The sequence below is a fragment of the Citrobacter sp. Cpo090 genome, assembly GCF_030332665.1.
GTDB lineage: Bacteria > Pseudomonadota > Gammaproteobacteria > Enterobacterales > Enterobacteriaceae > Citrobacter > Citrobacter portucalensis.
In genome coordinates, this window is the sequence record NZ_JAOWHK010000030.1 from 1 (window position 1) to 17,758 (window position 17,758).

Sequence of the window (17,758 nt, forward strand, 5' to 3'; positions counted from 1 at the left end):
TTCTTTAAGGTAAGGAGGTGATCCAACCGCAGGTTCCCCTACGGTTACCTTGTTACGACTTCACCCCAGTCATGAATCACAAAGTGGTAAGCGCCCTCCCGAAGGTTAAGCTACCTACTTCTTTTGCAACCCACTCCCATGGTGTGACGGGCGGTGTGTACAAGGCCCGGGAACGTATTCACCGTGGCATTCTGATCCACGATTACTAGCGATTCCGACTTCATGGAGTCGAGTTGCAGACTCCAATCCGGACTACGACATACTTTATGAGGTCCGCTTGCTCTCGCGAGGTCGCTTCTCTTTGTATATGCCATTGTAGCACGTGTGTAGCCCTACTCGTAAGGGCCATGATGACTTGACGTCATCCCCACCTTCCTCCAGTTTATCACTGGCAGTCTCCTTTGAGTTCCCGGCCGAACCGCTGGCAACAAAGGATAAGGGTTGCGCTCGTTGCGGGACTTAACCCAACATTTCACAACACGAGCTGACGACAGCCATGCAGCACCTGTCTCAGAGTTCCCGAAGGCACCAAAGCATCTCTGCTAAGTTCTCTGGATGTCAAGAGTAGGTAAGGTTCTTCGCGTTGCATCGAATTAAACCACATGCTCCACCGCTTGTGCGGGCCCCCGTCAATTCATTTGAGTTTTAACCTTGCGGCCGTACTCCCCAGGCGGTCGACTTAACGCGTTAGCTCCGGAAGCCACGCCTCAAGGGCACAACCTCCAAGTCGACATCGTTTACGGCGTGGACTACCAGGGTATCTAATCCTGTTTGCTCCCCACGCTTTCGCACCTGAGCGTCAGTCTTTGTCCAGGGGGCCGCCTTCGCCACCGGTATTCCTCCAGATCTCTACGCATTTCACCGCTACACCTGGAATTCTACCCCCCTCTACAAGACTCTAGCCTGCCAGTTTCGGATGCAGTTCCCAGGTTGAGCCCGGGGATTTCACATCCGACTTGACAGACCGCCTGCGTGCGCTTTACGCCCAGTAATTCCGATTAACGCTTGCACCCTCCGTATTACCGCGGCTGCTGGCACGGAGTTAGCCGGTGCTTCTTCTGCGAGTAACGTCAATTGCTGCGGTTATTAACCACAACACCTTCCTCCTCGCTGAAAGTACTTTACAACCCGAAGGCCTTCTTCATACACGCGGCATGGCTGCATCAGGCTTGCGCCCATTGTGCAATATTCCCCACTGCTGCCTCCCGTAGGAGTCTGGACCGTGTCTCAGTTCCAGTGTGGCTGGTCATCCTCTCAGACCAGCTAGGGATCGTCGCCTAGGTGAGCCGTTACCCCACCTACTAGCTAATCCCATCTGGGCACATCCGATGGCAAGAGGCCCGAAGGTCCCCCTCTTTGGTCTTGCGACGTTATGCGGTATTAGCTACCGTTTCCAGTAGTTATCCCCCTCCATCGGGCAGTTTCCCAGACATTACTCACCCGTCCGCCACTCGTCACCCAAGGAGCAAGCTCCTCTGTGCTACCGTTCGACTTGCATGTGTTAGGCCTGCCGCCAGCGTTCAATCTGAGCCATGATCAAACTCTTCAATTTAAGTTTGATGCTCGTGAATTAAACTTCGTAATGAATTACGTATGTTCACTCAGAGACTTGGTATTCATTTTTCGTCTTGCGACGTTAAGAATCCGTATCTTCGAGTGCCCACACAGATTGTCTGATAAATTGTTAAAGAGCAGTGCCGCTTCGCTTTTTCTCAGCGGCGCGGGGTGTGCATATTACGCCATCCCGCTACGAAGTCAAGCATTTAATTTCACTTTCTTCGCCGAAGTTCTCAGTGGAACCCCGCTGACCCGGCGGCTTGTAATCCGTTGTTCCGTGTCAGTGGAGGCGCATTATAGGGAGTTATTTCAGGCTGACAAGGGGAAATTTAAAATAACTTTCTGAGTGCGTATTTTTTCACCAAAACAACCATTAACATGCCATAAAATAAGCAAATTGCCGTTTTTGCAGCCGCAATCACACTTCCAGGTGGCATACTAATGAATAAGAAAAAGAGTAAGGAAGAACATTCATGCCGTTAAATGCCCAACAGCTAGCCGCACAGAAAAACTTGTCCTACGTTCTGGCCGAAAAGCTGGCTCAGCGAATATTAAAAGGTGAATACGCGCCGGGCGCTATATTGCCTGGCGAAATAGAGCTGGGCGATCAGTTTGGCGTGAGTCGCACTGCGGTAAGAGAGGCGGTAAAAACATTAACGGCAAAAGGTATGGTATTACCGCGCCCACGTATTGGTACACGCGTTATGCCGCAAGCAAACTGGAACTTCCTCGACCAGGAGCTACTCACCTGGTGGATGACGGAAGATAATTTCCCGCAGGTTATTAAACATTTTCTGGTGATGCGTATCAGTCTGGAGCCTCAGGCGTGTTTACTGGCGGCGACCATAGGTACGGCTGAACAGAAAGCGCATCTCAACACGCTAATGGAAGAGATGGTCGAGCTGAAAAGAAACTTCAGACGTGAACGCTGGATTGAGGTTGATATCGCCTGGCATGAGCACATCTATGAAATGAGTGCGAATCCGTTCCTTATTTCCTTTGCATCTCTGTTCCATTCGGTTTACCAGACCTACTTTACCTCTATTACCTATAACGATGTGGTGAAACTAGATTTGCACCAGGCCATTGTCGATGCAATAGATGATAGCGATGGCGATCGCGCCTTTGCTGCCTGTCAGGCATTGCTGATAGCACCGAACGTGTTACCGGATAAATAATATGTCGGAAAAGAAATCACGCAGTATGGCCGGGCTACCGTGGATAGCAGCCATGGCCTTTTTTATGCAGGCACTAGACGCCACTATCCTCAATACCGCCCTACCCGCAATAGCACATAGTCTTAACCGCTCTCCACTCGCCATGCAGTCGGCCATTATCAGCTACACCCTGACGGTCGCAATGCTTATCCCGGTGAGTGGATGGCTTGCAGACAGGTTCGGCACTCGGCGCGTCTTTATGATTGCCGTTAGCCTGTTTACACTGGGATCGCTGGCCTGTGCGCTGTCCAGTTCCTTAAGCGAGCTGGTGATTTTCCGTGTCATTCAGGGTATCGGTGGCGCCATGATGATGCCCGTTGCCCGTCTGGCACTGTTACGCGCTTACCCCCGCAGCGAACTGCTTCCGGTGCTTAACTTCGTCACCATGCCTGGACTTGTGGGGCCAATTTTAGGTCCGGTATTGGGCGGTGTACTGGTTACATGGGCCAGTTGGCACTGGATCTTCCTGATTAATATTCCAATTGGCATTGCCGGTATCTTCTATGCCCGCAAATATATGCCGAACTTCACCACGCCACGCCGCGGTTTTGATATGACCGGTTTCTTTCTGTTTGGTTTAAGCCTGGTGTTGTTTTCCAGCGGCGTTGAATTGTTCGGTGAGAAGCTTGTCGAGACCTGGGTCGCACTCGGTATTATTCTTGCCAGTGTGTTGTTACTACTCGCCTATATTCGCCATGCGCGTCGTCACCCAACGCCGCTTATATCGCTTCCGATATTTAAGACTCGGACATTTTCTGTTGGGATCGCCGGAAACCTCGCCACTCGCCTGGGTACAGGGTGTGTGCCCTTCTTAATGCCGCTCATGCTGCAGGTAGGCTTTGGATATCCGGCTCTGATAGCCGGTTGCATGATGGCGCCAACGGCGTTGGGTTCAATTCTGGCAAAATCCATGGTGACGCAGGTTCTGCGCAAACTCGGCTACAGGACCACACTGGTGGGTGTTACGGTATTTATCGGCCTGATGATTGCGCAGTTCGCTTTGCAATCTCCTGCCATGCCGGTCTGGATGCTAATCCTGCCGTTGTTCATTTTAGGTATGGCGATGTCCACCCAGTTTACTTCAATGAATACCATCACTCTGGCGGATCTGACCGATGAAAACGCCAGCAGCGGCAACAGCGTATTGGCCGTTACTCAGCAGTTATCAATCAGTTTAGGGGTTGCCATCAGCGCCGCCGTGCTGCGTATCTATGAAGGTATGGAAGGAACCAATACGGTCGAGCAGTTCCACTACACCTTTATGACGATGGGCGCTATCACGGTAGTATCCGCGCTAATGTTCATGCTGCTAAAAGCCAAAGATGGACGTAACCTGATCAAAGATCGGCACAAACCTAAACCGACCCCCGCTCCATCAGAACAGGAGTAAGTTGCAAACGCTGTTGCTGTAATGCGGGCTGCGCCATCCGGTGAATTAATACATCGATGGCCAGTTCGCCCAGTTCATCTTTTGGTTGATGGATGGTCGTCAGGGGCGGCGTCATATAGCGCGCCAGCTCGATATCATCATACCCCACCACCGCCATATCCTGCGGAATGCGCAATCCCGACTGGTACAGAGCCTGATACGCGCCAACCGCCATTGCATCATTGCCGGTAAAAACGGCCTGCGGTCGCTGTTTATGCGACAGCAACGTTTGCATAGCTTCAAAGCCGCCACCAAACTCAAAGTCACCGGTAATCTCGTAGCCTTCCGGGACAGGCAACCCCGCCCGCTTCATTGCTGCCCGATATCCTTCCAGACGCAAACGCGCCGGGGTTTTATCCAGCGGGCCAGTGATGCAGGCAATGCGCGTAAAACCTTTTTCGATAAGATGTTGTGTGGCTAAATCCCCGCCCAGCAAGGAGTTATCCTGAATCAGATCGCTTTCACCATCAAAAGGCGACCAGTCCATCATCACGGTCGGTATAGAAGGATAACGCTGCATTATCTCTCTGGAAGGCTGATGTGTTTCCGTGCAGAGCAGCAGCAAGCCGTCCACGCGTTTTTGCATCAGCGTTTCCAGGTTACGGTTCATGCGCTGTTCATCGCCTTCGGTATTGCACAGTACCAGGCTGTAGCCGCGCTCAAAACAGCTACGTTCAACGCCGCGCACCAGCTCAGAATAGAAGGGGTTGGTACTGGCAGTGATTAACATGCCAATCGTGCGAGTCTGGTTTAACTTGAGGCTACGCGCCAGCGCGGAGGGCGCGTAGTTAAGCGCTTTAATCGCAGCTTCTACTTTGTCAGTGACAGCCTCACTGACAAAGCGATCTTTATTAATGACGTGAGAAACCGTCGACGTGGAAACACCCGCCAGGCGGGCGACGTCCTTCATTGTAGCCAAGCGTTACCTCTGTTGACTTAAAAACGCTTCTATTTCTTCGCGCCACGGAACGGAAGGCTGTGCGCCTTTACGAGTAACCGCAATCGCCGCAGCAGCATGCGCAAAACGGATCGCTTCAGGCAGCGGAGTCTCTTCCAGTAACGCTGTAATTAACGCGCCATTAAAGGTGTCTCCAGCGGCAATAGTATCAACGGCTTCCACTTTAAAACCGGGCACACGCTGACCTTCGCCATTAACGCTGGCCCATACACCGCGACTACCTAAGGTAATCAGTACAGTATGGATACCTTTAGCGTGCAATGCCTGCGCCGCCTTGGCCGCGTCTTCATCGTTTTCGACCCGGATCCCCGTCAGCTTTTCAGCCTCGGTTTCATTCGGGGTAATAATATCCACCAGCGCCAGCAGTTCATCAGAAAGTTCACGTGCCGGTGCAGGGTTCAGGGCGACCATGGTCTTATTTTGATGTGCAATCTTTGCCGCAGCCAGTACGCTTTCGATCGGCGATTCTAACTGCATAAGTAAGGCGGACGCCTGAGCAATACGCTCATGCTGTGCTTCCACCAACGCTGGCGAAAGAGCTGCGTTCGCTCCAGCATGAATTCCGATAACGTTCTCACCTTCACCATTCACAAAAATCAACGCCACACCGGTCGATTCCCCCGAAATTACGCTAATCGGCGCAATATCGATGTTGTCTTTGGCTAACTGTTTACGCACACTTTCGCCAATATCATCATCGCCCGTACAGGCAATGAATGCGATATTCGCGCCACTACGACCCGCAGCAACAGCCTGATTCGCGCCTTTACCGCCAAATGCGACCTGATAATGGCTACCGGTTACGGTTTCACCAGGAGTAGGGAAAGAGTTAAGGTTAAGGATGTGATCGGCATTGATGCTGCCAAGAACAACGAGGTTGCCTGCGGTTTTCATATTTGGTGTTCCAAGTCAAAGTGCGCCACCGGGTTAGGGTGGCGCGTGCCCTGCTTTTCTTTTTACGCTTTCATCTGCAGAACCGAGTTCAGGGATGGCGTATTTATGTCTCCATCAGGCCGCGAGCGACCTGAATCGGTATTACTGCTTGATGACCAGCTTCAGGTCAACCGGATATTTAGCCTGAACCTTCTCGCCTTTCAGGACCTTATCCGCAGTCTCAACGCCTTTCGCGCCGATCTGATCCGGCAGCTGAGCAATAGTCGCAGCCAGTTTGCCATCATTTACTGCTTTTTCGCCATCTGGAGTGCCGTCAAATCCAACCACCATCACATCAGATTTACCCGCGGTTTGCAGTGCGCGCAGCGCACCCAGCGCCATTTCATCGTTCTGGGCAAATACGGCTTGCACATCAGGATGCGCGGTCAGCAGGTTCTGCATGACGTTCAGACCTTTGGTGCGGTCGAAGTCTGCCGGCTGACTGGCCAGTACGTTAAATTTGTGTGCCGCAACGGCCTGCTGGAAACCTTCGCCACGCTCACGCGCCGCTGAAGTACCGGCAATACCCTGCAGTTCGATAACTTTCGCGCCTTCACCTGCTTTCTTCGCGATGTAATCACCCGCAATTTTGCCGCCCAGCACGTTATCAGACGCAATGTGGCTTACCACTTCACCTTTGGAGGCAACACGGTCAAGGGTAATAACCGGAATTTTTGCCTGGTTAGCCATTTTCACAGCGTTACCAACGGCATCAGAGTCGGTCGGGTTGATCAGCAGAATTTTAGTTCCACGAACCGTTAAGTCCTGAACGTTAGCCAGCTCTTTCGCCGGGTTGTTCTGCGAGTCCAGAATCACCAGGTTGTAACCCAGCTTATCCGCCTCTTTTTGCGCCCCATCCTTCAGAGAAACAAAGAACGGGTTGTTGAGGGTGGAGACCACCAGCGCAATGGTATCTTTCGCCATCGCATTCGCGCTCACGGTGGCGCTTAGCGCAACAGCAGAAACCAGGGTAGCCAGTTTTTTCATGTTCATATTTAAGATGTCCTGTAATCGTTGTTACTGCTTTTTGTTGTCTACCAGTACCGCCAGCAAAATCACCACCGCTTTGACGATCATCTGGTAATAGGAGGATACACCTAACAAATTCAAACCATTATTGAGGAAACCAAGAATCAATGCGCCGATCAGCGTCCCAACAATACGTCCTTTACCACCCGCCAGGCTGGTACCGCCTAACACTACCGCTGCGATAGCATCCAGCTCATAGCCAGTACCTGCCGTTGGCTGCGCAGAGGAGAGGCGCGCTACTTCAATGATGCCCGCCAGCGATGCCAGCAGACCGCACAGTGAGTAAACGATAATTTTGATTTTACTGACGCTGATACCGGACAAACGCGTTGCCGCTTCGTTACCACCCAGCGCATAGATATAACGACCCAGACGAGTGTGGTGCAACATGTACCACGCCGCGAGGAAGACAATCCCCATGATCCACACTGGCGTAGGGATGCCTAACGGACGACCAATACCAAACCAGCCAAACAGATCGGCATTGTCAGTAAACCCGGTATTAACCGGACTGCCGTTGGTGTACACCATGGTCACACCGCGCAGCAGCAGCATCATCACCAGCGTTGCAATAAACGCCTGCACCCGGCCTTTCGCAACAATCACTCCGGTTACTGCGCCAATGGCAGCGCCAAGCGCCAGGGCCGCAGCAACAGCCACCAGCGCATTGACCTCAATCCCTACAATCGAAGCCGCTACCGCGCCGGTAAGCGCCAGCAAGGAACCGACTGACAGATCGATACCCGACGTCAGGATAACCAGCGTCATACCGACGGCCATGATGGCGTTCACCGACGTTTGCTGGAGAATGTTGAACAGGTTATTAACGGTAAAAAAGTTAGGGCTCATGGTGGAAACAATCGCGATCAGCACTAACAGAGCGATGAGCGACTTTTGCTCCAGAAGCCATGCTTTAGTGAAATAACGGCGACCAGAAACAGCCTGGGTAGTCATCTTTTTTACTCCTGATTCACGCGATTAAGCTTGCCCACAGCGGCAGCCATTAATACTTCCTGAGTGGCCTGCTCGCGAGTGAACTCACCGCCGAGATGCCCTTCATGCATAACGATAATTCGATCGCTCATGCCCAATACTTCTGGCATCTCTGAGGAGACCAGAATGATGCTCAGCCCATCGGCCTTAAACTGGTTGATAAGCTGATAGATTTCTTTCTTGGCACCAACATCAACACCGCGCGTTGGTTCATCAAGGATCAGGACTTTTGGCCGGGTCATCAGACCGCGCGCAATCGCCACTTTCTGTTGGTTACCACCGGAAAGCAGGCCGATAGCCTGTTCCATTGATGGTGTTTTAACATTGAACAGACGAATAAAATCACCCACCGCCTGCTGCTCATCTTTATGTTTAAGGCTTCCACCGGCGCGGCTGAAATAACGCAGCGCGGTTAGTGACATGTTCTCTTTCACCGACATGCCCAGCACTAAACCATCGCGTTTACGGTCTTCAGAAATATAGACGATGCCGTTAGCCAACCCATCCTGCGGCGAACGGGTGACAACTTCATGGCCATCAAGCGTGACGTAGCCGCTGGTGCGTGGAAGTGCGCCGTACAAGACTTTCATCAGCTCGGTACGTCCAGCCCCCATCAGCCCCGATACGCCAAGGATCTCGCCTTTACGCAGCGTGAACGAGACATCGTTTACGCCAGGGCCGCACAGGTTATCGACCTTCAGGCGAATATCACCCGGTCCTTTTTCCAGGCGCGGGTACTGATCTTCCAGCTTACGTCCCACCATCATTTCAATCAGCGAGTCTTCGGTAAGCGAGGCGACTTCACGCTCGGCAATAAACTGCCCATCGCGGAAGACGGTTACGTCATCGCAAATCTCGAAGATCTCTTTCATGCGGTGAGAAATATAGACAATGCCGCGTCCCTGGGATTTCAGTTCGCGGATGACGCGGAACAGGGATTCGGTTTCGGTATCGGTGAGGGCATCCGTCGGTTCATCCATAATGATGACCTTCGATTCAAAGCTCAGCACTTTGGCAATTTCAACCATCTGCTGATCGCCAATCGACAGCTCACCAACCAGTTTGTCGCTTTTAAAGCGCAGATTCAGTTTGGCGAGCAGCAGATCGGCTTCGGCATACATCTTCTTCCAGTCAATTTTACCAAAGCGATTCACAAACTCACGGCCAAGAAAAATGTTCTCAGCGATGGTGAGTTGCGGGATCAGGTTCAGCTCCTGGTGGATGATGCCGATTCCAGCTTCCTGGGAGGATTTAGGGCCATTAAAGGTGGTTTCTTTCCCCAGCCACAATAAAGAACCAGCATCACGGGTATAGATCCCAGTCAGCACTTTCATCATGGTGGATTTGCCCGCGCCGTTTTCGCCCACCAGCGCCATTACACGGCCTGGATAGACATTCAGCGCGGCGCCGGACAGCGCTTTTACGCCCGGGAACGCTTTATCGATCCCTTTGAGTTGCAGTAATGCGTTCATGATGGCCTCAGAACGTGACGCCAGCACAGAGAATGATATTCGCATACGGAGAACACTCTCCGCTGCGAATTACCGCCTGACTGTCTGCGGTTTGTTTTTTGAATTGTTCATGCGTGGTGTAACGAATTTCTATGGTGTTTCCCTGGTGTTGTTGCAGTTGCTCAATATGGTTGAGCAACGTTTCGTGGAGTTGCGGATTATGTTGTTTAATTTCCGACGCGAGAATGGCCGCCTCGACCTGCATTTCACGTGTAACCACATCAAGTACCTGCATAAAAGAAGGTACGCCCTGGGTTAATGCCATATCGATACGCGTTGTGCTGTTCGGGATGGGTAAACCTGCATCACACACCACCAGCGTATCGGTATGCCCCAGACGGGAGATCACCGTTGAAATTTCAGAGTTGAGTACCGTGCCTTTCTTCATTTTCTTTCCCCACTAGCGAAACGTTTCGCTGGAGATAAGTGTAGTGCGAAGAGTGGACATAAAACCACCGCGACGTTACGAAAATGTGATCGTCATCGAAACGTTTCGCAAGGATTATCATTTGATGAAATGAAAACTGGGAGGGGCAAAACAAAACGCCCCCTTTCGCGATGAAAGAGGGCGTCGATGAGATTAAATCTCGACCTGAGTACCAAGCTCAATAACCCGGTTCGGTGGGATTTCAAACTGGTCCGGCGCACGCAGCGCGTTGCGCTGTAGCAGCAGATACAGCTTGCCGCGCAGACGCAGGTACCATGGCCGCTTACCAACAATCAACGACTCATGCGACATGAAGAAGGACGTTTCCATCATCCGGCAGCTTAAGCCTTCCAGACCGCAGCGATGGAACACTTCCTCCACATTCGGCGTTTCGCGCCAACCGTAGCTGGCCACCACGCGCCAGAAGGTAGGCGATAACTGCTCAATCTGTACCCTACGCACGTTGTGAACATAGGGCGCATCTTCCGTGCGCAGCGTCAGCAGAATAACGCGCTCATGCAGCACCTTGTTGTGTTTGAGGTTATGCAGAAGCGCAAACGGGATGACGTTCAGTGCGCGGGACATATACACCGCCGTTCCCGGCACGCGTACCGGTGGCGATTTCTCCAGAGAAGCTATCATCGCCTCCAGAGAGTTACCGTGCTCATGCATGCGACGCAGCAGACGGAAGCGTTCGCTTTTCCAGGTGGTCATGATGGTGAACATCACCAGACCCAGCGTCAGAGGCAGCCAACCGCCGGAAATCAGTTTATCGAGGTTCGCGGAGAACAGCGGAACATCGACGCACAAGAACGCCACCAGGATCAGGAAGACGAAGTATTTATTCCAGTGCCAGTTTTTGCGCGCCACGGTGGTCGACAAAATTGAGGTCAGCACCATCGTTCCCGTCACCGCAATCCCGTACGCTGCGGCAAGGTTACTGGAGTGTTCAAAGCTCACTATCACGATAACTACCGCAAAATAGAGCATCCAGTTAACGAAAGGAATGTAGATCTGGCCCGATTCCATTTCCGAGGTATGGATGATACGCATCGGCGATAAATACCCAAGACGTACGGCCTGACGCGTCAGCGAGAAGACGCCGGAGATAACCGCCTGAGAGGCGATGACCGTTGCCAGCGCGGCGAGGATCAACAATGGGATTAATGCCCAGTCCGGCGCCAGCAGGAAGAACGGGTTTTTGATCGCTTCAGGATGCTTTAACAGCAACGCGCCCTGCCCAAAATAGTTCAGCACCAGTGAAGGCAATACCACGGAGAACCACGCCAGACGAATCGGCAATTTACCGAAGTGGCCCATATCCGCATACAGCGCTTCAACACCGGTAATCGACAGCACCACCGCACCCAGTGCGATAAATGACAGCGTTTTGAATTCGAGGAAGAAATGCACCGCCCAATACGGATTGAGCGCCTGCAGCACTTCCGGATTGCCAATAATACTGCGTACGCCTAACACCGCGAGCGTCAGGAACCACAGCAACATAATCGGCGCAAACAGCTTACCGACCATGCCGGTACCGTGTTTTTGAATCAAAAACAGCAGGGTCAGCACAATTATTGAGAGCGGAACTATCCAGGTATCCAGTTGCGGGGCAACGATCTCCAGACCTTCAATCGCAGACATCACCGAGATGGCTGGCGTAATCACCACTTCACCATAGAAGAAGCTGCCGCCTATCAATCCCATAATGACCAGCATGGAGGTTGTTCGCGCCGAGGTATTGCGCCCGGCCAATGACATCAGCGTCAGGATCCCGCCTTCTCCGGCGTTATCTGCGCGCATGACAAACGTCAGGTATTTTATGGAGACAACAAAGATCAGCAGCCAGAAAATTAGCGAGAGAAAACCAAACACGGCATCACGTTCAACGCCAAAACCAAACTGGCCGGACAAACATTCACGAAGCGTATAAAGTGGGCTGGTACCAATATCACCGTAGACAACCCCAATGGCCGCAAGGGTAATCGCAGACAATGATTGTTTATTATCAGTGCTCATAGACTCGTCTTTCGTTTATACACATCATCTTTCAAGCCACTCCGTGTGGGCTGCATTCGTTATTCCCCCCATCCCAGAAGAAAACTCCATTGCCGCCTTGGTGCAGCTTGATTGATTTGGTGTATATATAAGAAATGTGTGCGTCGTCCCTTGGCCCACAAAAAGGCGCACAGTATGCACGATTAATCACAAAATCGTACCCCTAAATGAGACCAGATTAATCTGGCTCAAAGAAAAATAAGCGCACCTTCAGTCTATTACTGCAATGGTGTGAAGCATCTATACTCGCAGTTTATGCAGTACATTTGGCGAAAGGACGCCACTTCATTATGGCTCACCCACATTTATTAGCGGAAAGAATTTCCCGTCTGAGCAATGCGCTGGAAAAGGGACTTTATGAACGTAGCCACGCCATTCGTCTGTGTCTGCTGGCTGCGCTCAGCGGCGAGAGTGTTTTCTTATTAGGCCCCCCGGGGATCGCAAAAAGCTTAATAGCCCGCCGACTGAAGTTTGCCTTCCAAAATGCACGCGCTTTTGAATACCTGATGACGCGCTTCTCTACGCCGGAAGAGGTTTTCGGCCCGTTGTCTATTCAAGCCCTTAAAGACGAAGGTCGCTATGAACGCTTAACGGCGGGCTATCTTCCTGAAGCTGAAATCGTTTTTCTCGATGAAATCTGGAAAGCAGGCCCGGCAATTCTTAACACCCTGTTGACTGCCATCAACGAACGTCACTTCCGTAACGGCGCGTATGAAGAAAAAATTCCGATGCGTCTGCTGGTGGCTGCTTCCAACGAACTGCCTGAAGCCGACAGCAGCCTGGAAGCGCTGTACGACCGTATGCTGATTCGTCTGTGGCTGGATAAAGTTCAGGACAAGGCCAATTTCCGCTCCATGCTGCTAAGTCAGCAGGATGAAAGTGATAATCCGGTCCCGGCATCATTGCAGGTGACGGATGAAGAGTATCACCAGTGGCAAAAGGACATTGGTGCGATCAAGCTTCCCGATCGCGTGTTTGAGCTCATTTTCACGCTGCGCCAGCAGTTGGACGTGTTACCGAATGCTCCTTATGTGTCCGATCGTCGCTGGAAAAAAGCGATCCGCTTACTCCAGGCCAGCGCTTTCTTTAGCGGACGTGATGCCGTAGTACCTATCGACCTGATCCTGCTGAAAGATTGCCTGTGGTATGACGCGCAAAGCCTGAATCTGATGCAACAGCAGCTTGATATATTGATGACCGGACACGCCTGGCAGCAGCAAGCCATGCTGACGCGCCTGGGCAGCATTGTGCAGCGCCGCATTCAACTCCAGCAGCAACAAAGCGACAAAACGGCGTTCACGGTAATCCGTCAGGGCGGAATGTTCAGTCGCCGCCCTCATTATGATTTACCGCCAGAAGCTACGTCTTCAGTCGTGACATTACTGCTACAAAAGCCTTTAAAGCTGCATGATATGGAAGTTATCCATATTGCTTTCGAACGCAGTGCGCTGGAACTGTGGCTAACAAAAGGCGGTGAAATCCGCGGAAAATTAAACGGGATCGGCTTTGCCCAAACACTGAATATGGAAGTCGATAGCGCACAGCATCTGGTTGTGCGCGATGTCAGTTTACAAGGTTCTCGCCTGGCGCTGCCGGGTACTTCGCAAGAGAGTATGCCCGCAGAGATAAAACAGGAGCTTGAAGCGCTCGATAACGAGTGGCATCAGCAGCACAGCGCATTCAGCGAACAGCAAAAATGCCTGTTTATTCATAGCGACTGGTTAGGCCGTATTGAAGCCAGCCTTCAGGATGTCGGGGCGCAAATCCGCCAGGCGCAACAATGCTGACCCTTGATACACTCAACATCATGCTGGCAGTTAGCGAAGAGGCGATGATCGAAGAGATGATCGTCGCCCTGCTGGCTTCTCCAAAGATGGTGGTCTTTTTTAAAAAATTCCCGCGCCTCAAAAAAGCGATCGCTGAAGATATACCGCGCTGGCGTGAATCTTTGCGTAGCCGCCTCAAAGATACCCATGTGCCGCCAGAGTTGGCAGAAGAGGTCATTTGTTATCAACAAAGCCAGCTTCTCTCTCATGCGCAGTTTATCGTTCAACTACCGCAAATATTATCGCTATTGCATCGACTCCATTCGCCCTGGGCAGGGCAAGCGCAGCAACTGGTCAATGACAACAGCACCTTTACGCCCGCCCTACATACGCTTTTTCTCCAGCGCTGGCGCCTGAGCCTGGTGGTGCAAACCACAACGCTTAATCAGCAACTGCTGGAAGAAGAGCGCGAACATTTGCTCAGTGAAGTACAGGAACGGATGACCCTTAGCGGGCAACTGGAACCTGTACTGGCGGAAAATGACACCGCCGCAGGCCGGTTGTGGGATATGAGCGCGGGCCAAATCAAGCGCGGTGATTATCAGTTGATGGTGAAGTATGGCGAATTCCTGACGCAACAACCCGAACTCCAGCGCCTGGCCGAGCAGTTAGGTCGTTCCAGAGAAGCGAAATCCGTGCCGCGTAAAGATGCGCCAATGGAAACCTTCCGTACGCTGGTGCGCGAACCGGCAACCGTCCCGGAGCAGGTGGATGGCATCCAGCAAAGTGACGATATCCTGCGCCTGTTACCGCCAGAACTGGCCACCTTGGGCATTACCGAACTGGAATACGAGTTCTACCGACGGCTGGTGGAAAAGCAACTGCTGACCTACCGCCTGCACGGCGAAGCATGGCGTGAGAAAGTAACGGAACGTCCGGTGGTGCATCAGGATTTTGACGAGCAGCCGCGTGGGCCTTTTATCGTCTGCGTCGATACCTCGGGATCGATGGGCGGGTTTAATGAGCAGTGTGCGAAAGCCTTTTGTCTGGCGTTAATGCGCGTCGCTCTTGCCGATAACCGGCGCTGTTTCATTATGCTGTTTTCAACAGAAGTGGTGCGCTATGAGCTGTCCGGCCCGGAGGGAATCGAACAGGCGATCCGTTTTTTGAGTCAGCGCTTTCGTGGCGGCACTGACATTGCCAGCTGTTTTCGCGCCATTATTGAACGCATGCAGGGTCGGGAATGGTTTGATGCCGATGCGGTGGTGATCTCAGATTTTATCGCTCAGCGATTGCCCGATGAAGTCGTCAGCAAAGTGGGGGAATTACAGCGGGTGCACCAGCACCGTTTTCACGCGGTGGCGATGTCAGCACATGGCAAACCCGGCATCATGCGCATTTTCGATCATATCTGGCGCTTTGATACCGGGATGCGAAGCCGCCTGCTCAGACGCTGGCGGCGTTAATTATTACAGCAGAGAGGCGACGCTTTCACGTACCTGGGCCGGCCATACGCCACACTGAACCTGACCAATGTGCGGTAATTGCAGCAACAGCATGGTCAGACGCGACTGCCCAATCCCGCCACCAATTGTCTGCGGCATTTCACCACGCAGCAGCGCCTGGTGCCACTCCAGACTCAGGCGATCTTCATCACCGGTCAAAGACAGCTGGTGTTTCAGGGCGTCAGCATCCACACGGATCCCCATAGAAGACAGCTCAAATGCATCTTCCAGTACCGGGTTCCAGACCAGAATATCCCCGTTCAGACCGGCGTGACCCAGCTCGGACGCTGAACTCCAGTCATCATAATCCGGCGCACGTACGTCATGACTGTGACCGTCACTGAGCTTACCGCCGATTCCCACCAGGAATACCGCGCCCAGCTCTTTAGCGATCGCACGTTCACGACCTTTTGCATCAAGATCCGGATAACGAGTTAACAGCTCCTGGCTATGAACAAAGTGGATCTGCTCTGGCAGGAACGGTGCCAGACCAAACTCTTTGCTAACCGCAGCTTCAGTGGCCTTAATTCCCGCCCAGATAGCCTCTACCGTGCTTCTCAGAGTGGAGAATTGACGCTCACCGTCGCCCATCACGCGCTCCCAGTCCCACTGGTCAACGTACACTGAGTGCAGCGGGGAGAGGCGATCTTCATCGGGACGCAGGGCTTTCATGTGCGTGTACAGCCCTTCGCCTGCGCTAAAGTCGTGTTGTCCTAACGTTTGACGCTTCCACTTCGCCAGTGAATGAACCACTTCGAATTGAGCGTCTGGCAATGCTTTAACCTTCACCTGCACCGCTTTTTCACAACCCGACAAGTTATCCTGCGTGCCATCTCCAACGCGGCTGAGGATCGGAGCCTGAACTTCGATCAGGCCTAAACGCTCTTCCAGCTGGCGAGAAAAATGAGATTTTACGAAGCTAATTTGACGTTGTTTGGCAATGTAAGCGGTTTTCATTATGTGTACTCCTGTGTCCTGTTGCCTATGATTAAGCAACAGAATGGAGGTAATATTCAATAATCAACAAACAAAAAGCCGACTTCGATTTTGATTCGTTAAAAATTACGTCTAAAATAGAGAGAATCATTAATCTACATAAGAAAAACCTATGGAAAATTATCAGATCGACAATCTGGACCGCGGCATTCTTGACGCCTTAATGGAAAATGCTCGTACCGCCTACGCAGAATTAGCCAAACAGTTCGGCGTCAGCCCAGGAACAATTCACGTTCGCGTAGAAAAGATGAAACAGGCCGGGATTATTACCGGCGCGCGGATTGATGTTAGTCCCAAACAATTGGGTTATGACGTCGGCTGCTTTATCGGCATCATCCTGAAAAGTGCGAAAGACTATCCGTCAGCGCTGGCCAGACTGGAAAGCCTCGATGAAGTGACCGAAGCGTATTACACCACCGGACACTACAGCATCTTTATTAAGGTGATGTGCAAGTCGATCGACGCATTGCAGCAGGTACTTATCAACAAGATCCAAACAATTGACGAAATTCAGTCCACGGAAACTCTGATCGTCCTGCAAAACCCGATCATGCGTACCATCAAGCCATGATCGGGTTTTTTAATCCCCTATTTTTCCACAGGTAGATCCCAGCTCGCTCACAGCGTACAATACGCCCTCTTTATAAAGGTGGGCGATCATGGCAGACATCACTCTTATCAGCGGTAGTACGCTTGGCAGTGCGGAATATGTAGCAGAGCATCTGGCTGAAAAGCTGGACGACGCCGGTTTTTCCAGCGAAATACTGCATGGGCCAATGCTTGAAGAGGTTCCGACTGACGGGATCTGGCTGATTATCAGCTCCACGCACGGTGCGGGAGACATTCCTGACAATCTGCAACCTTTATATGATGCGTTACGCGAGCAAAAGCCGGACCTGTCACAAGTGCGCTTTGGTGCAATCGGGATCGGTAGTCGTGAATATGACACCTTTTGCGGCGCAATCGACAAGCTGGAAGCCGAATTGAAGGCCTGTGGGGCAAAACAGATCGGCGAAACGCTCAGGATCAACGTGCTGGAACATGAAATTCCGGAAGATCCGGCTGAAATTTGGCTGGGATCGTGGCATCCGTTGCTCAGAGATTTGTAAAGATCGTGCTTTTTTATGTGGATAACTCTGGTTAAAAGCTTGGATCAACCGGTAGTTATCCCAAGAACAACTATTGTTCAGTTTTTGAGTTGTGTATAACCCTTCATTCTGATCCCAGCTTATACGGACCAGGATCACCGATCATTCACAGCTAATGATCCTCAGCAACCTGTTGATCTTACTTAAAGGATCGTCCTTATCCACAGAAAGGTGCGATCCTAATAAGAGATCACAATAAAACAGATCTCTAAATAAAAAGATCTTCTT

14 protein-coding genes and 1 rRNA gene are annotated in these 17,758 nt (G+C 51.8%); 6 read left to right on the top strand and 9 right to left on the bottom strand.

Translation table 11 applies throughout. The features are described from left to right. Positions 1 to 10: 10 nt before the first annotated feature. Positions 11 to 1,552: ribosomal RNA gene (locus OGY83_RS12800) — 16S ribosomal RNA — on the bottom strand. Between the two features lie 478 nt (positions 1,553 to 2,030). On the opposite strand from OGY83_RS12800, the gene OGY83_RS12805 reads away from it, so the two are divergent. Together OGY83_RS12805 and mdtD are read left to right on the top strand one after the other, a co-directional pair. Further along, positions 2,031 to 2,735 carry a FadR/GntR family transcriptional regulator gene (locus OGY83_RS12805; RefSeq protein WP_079938796.1) on the top strand — a complete coding sequence of 235 codons (705 nt, stop codon included), beginning with the start codon at positions 2,031 to 2,033 and terminating at the stop codon, positions 2,733 to 2,735. Position 2,736: 1 nt separating this feature from the next. After that, positions 2,737 to 4,164, top strand: a complete 1,428-nt coding sequence (gene mdtD, locus OGY83_RS12810; RefSeq protein WP_194212617.1) for a multidrug transporter subunit MdtD — start codon at positions 2,737 to 2,739, stop codon at positions 4,162 to 4,164. Here the strand turns inward: mdtD and rbsR are convergent. The 7 genes from rbsR to kup form a co-directional block, all read right to left on the bottom strand. Next, a complete protein-coding gene (rbsR, locus tag OGY83_RS12815; RefSeq protein WP_123269079.1) occupies positions 4,130 to 5,122 on the bottom strand; it encodes a ribose operon transcriptional repressor RbsR in 993 nt (330 codons plus the stop codon). The two genes, mdtD and rbsR, sit on opposite strands and share 35 nt — an antisense overlap. Before the next feature lie 3 nt (positions 5,123 to 5,125). Then, positions 5,126 to 6,055 carry a ribokinase gene (rbsK, locus tag OGY83_RS12820; RefSeq protein ID WP_003023758.1) on the bottom strand — a complete coding sequence of 310 codons (930 nt, stop codon included), beginning with the start codon at positions 6,053 to 6,055 and terminating at the stop codon, positions 5,126 to 5,128. 141 nt (positions 6,056 to 6,196) lie between these two features. Continuing rightward, complete coding sequence (gene rbsB / locus OGY83_RS12825) at positions 6,197 to 7,087, bottom strand: ribose ABC transporter substrate-binding protein RbsB (RefSeq protein WP_003023760.1); 891 nt, start codon at positions 7,085 to 7,087, stop codon at positions 6,197 to 6,199. A gap of 24 nt (positions 7,088 to 7,111) precedes the next feature. After that, positions 7,112 to 8,077, bottom strand: a complete 966-nt coding sequence (gene rbsC / locus OGY83_RS12830; protein WP_003826999.1) for a ribose ABC transporter permease — start codon at positions 8,075 to 8,077, stop codon at positions 7,112 to 7,114. Positions 8,078 to 8,082: 5 nt separating this feature from the next. Beyond that, positions 8,083 to 9,588, bottom strand: a complete 1,506-nt coding sequence (rbsA, locus tag OGY83_RS12835; RefSeq protein WP_286636004.1) for a ribose ABC transporter ATP-binding protein RbsA — start codon at positions 9,586 to 9,588, stop codon at positions 8,083 to 8,085. A gap of 7 nt (positions 9,589 to 9,595) precedes the next feature. Continuing rightward, on the bottom strand, positions 9,596 to 10,015 hold the full coding sequence (gene rbsD / locus OGY83_RS12840; protein ID WP_079938802.1) for a D-ribose pyranase: 420 nt from the start codon (positions 10,013 to 10,015) through the stop codon (positions 9,596 to 9,598). Between the two features lie 192 nt (positions 10,016 to 10,207). Then, positions 10,208 to 12,076 carry a low affinity potassium transporter Kup gene (gene kup, locus OGY83_RS12845; RefSeq protein ID WP_003827003.1) on the bottom strand — a complete coding sequence of 623 codons (1,869 nt, stop codon included), beginning with the start codon at positions 12,074 to 12,076 and terminating at the stop codon, positions 10,208 to 10,210. A gap of 329 nt (positions 12,077 to 12,405) precedes the next feature. Here kup and ravA point away from each other — a divergent pair, with 329 nt between their 5' ends. Then, on the top strand, positions 12,406 to 13,902 hold the full coding sequence (ravA, locus tag OGY83_RS12850) for an ATPase RavA (RefSeq protein ID WP_286636005.1): 1,497 nt from the start codon (positions 12,406 to 12,408) through the stop codon (positions 13,900 to 13,902). Next, positions 13,896 to 15,347 (top strand): ATPase RavA stimulator ViaA, encoded by a 1,452-nt coding sequence (gene viaA, locus OGY83_RS12855; RefSeq protein WP_286636006.1) that lies wholly within the window; start codon positions 13,896 to 13,898, stop codon positions 15,345 to 15,347. The genes ravA and viaA overlap by 7 nt, the downstream gene beginning before the upstream one ends. 3 nt (positions 15,348 to 15,350) lie before the next feature. Here viaA and asnA read toward each other — a convergent pair whose 3' ends face one another. Further along, the gene (gene asnA / locus OGY83_RS12860; RefSeq protein WP_286636007.1) at positions 15,351 to 16,343 is read right to left on the bottom strand and encodes an aspartate--ammonia ligase; all 993 of its coding nucleotides are present in this window, start codon (positions 16,341 to 16,343) and stop codon (positions 15,351 to 15,353) included. A 151-nt stretch (positions 16,344 to 16,494) separates the two neighbouring features. Between asnA and asnC the strand changes: the two genes are divergently transcribed. Both asnC and mioC read left to right on the top strand, forming a co-directional pair. Then, entirely contained in the window at positions 16,495 to 16,953 is a 459-nt protein-coding gene (gene asnC, locus OGY83_RS12865) for a transcriptional regulator AsnC (RefSeq protein WP_003023780.1), read from the top strand. Between the two features lie 88 nt (positions 16,954 to 17,041). Continuing rightward, positions 17,042 to 17,491, top strand: a complete 450-nt coding sequence (gene mioC, locus OGY83_RS12870) for an FMN-binding protein MioC (RefSeq protein WP_003827013.1) — start codon at positions 17,042 to 17,044, stop codon at positions 17,489 to 17,491. The last annotated feature ends 267 nt before the right edge of the window (positions 17,492 to 17,758 follow it).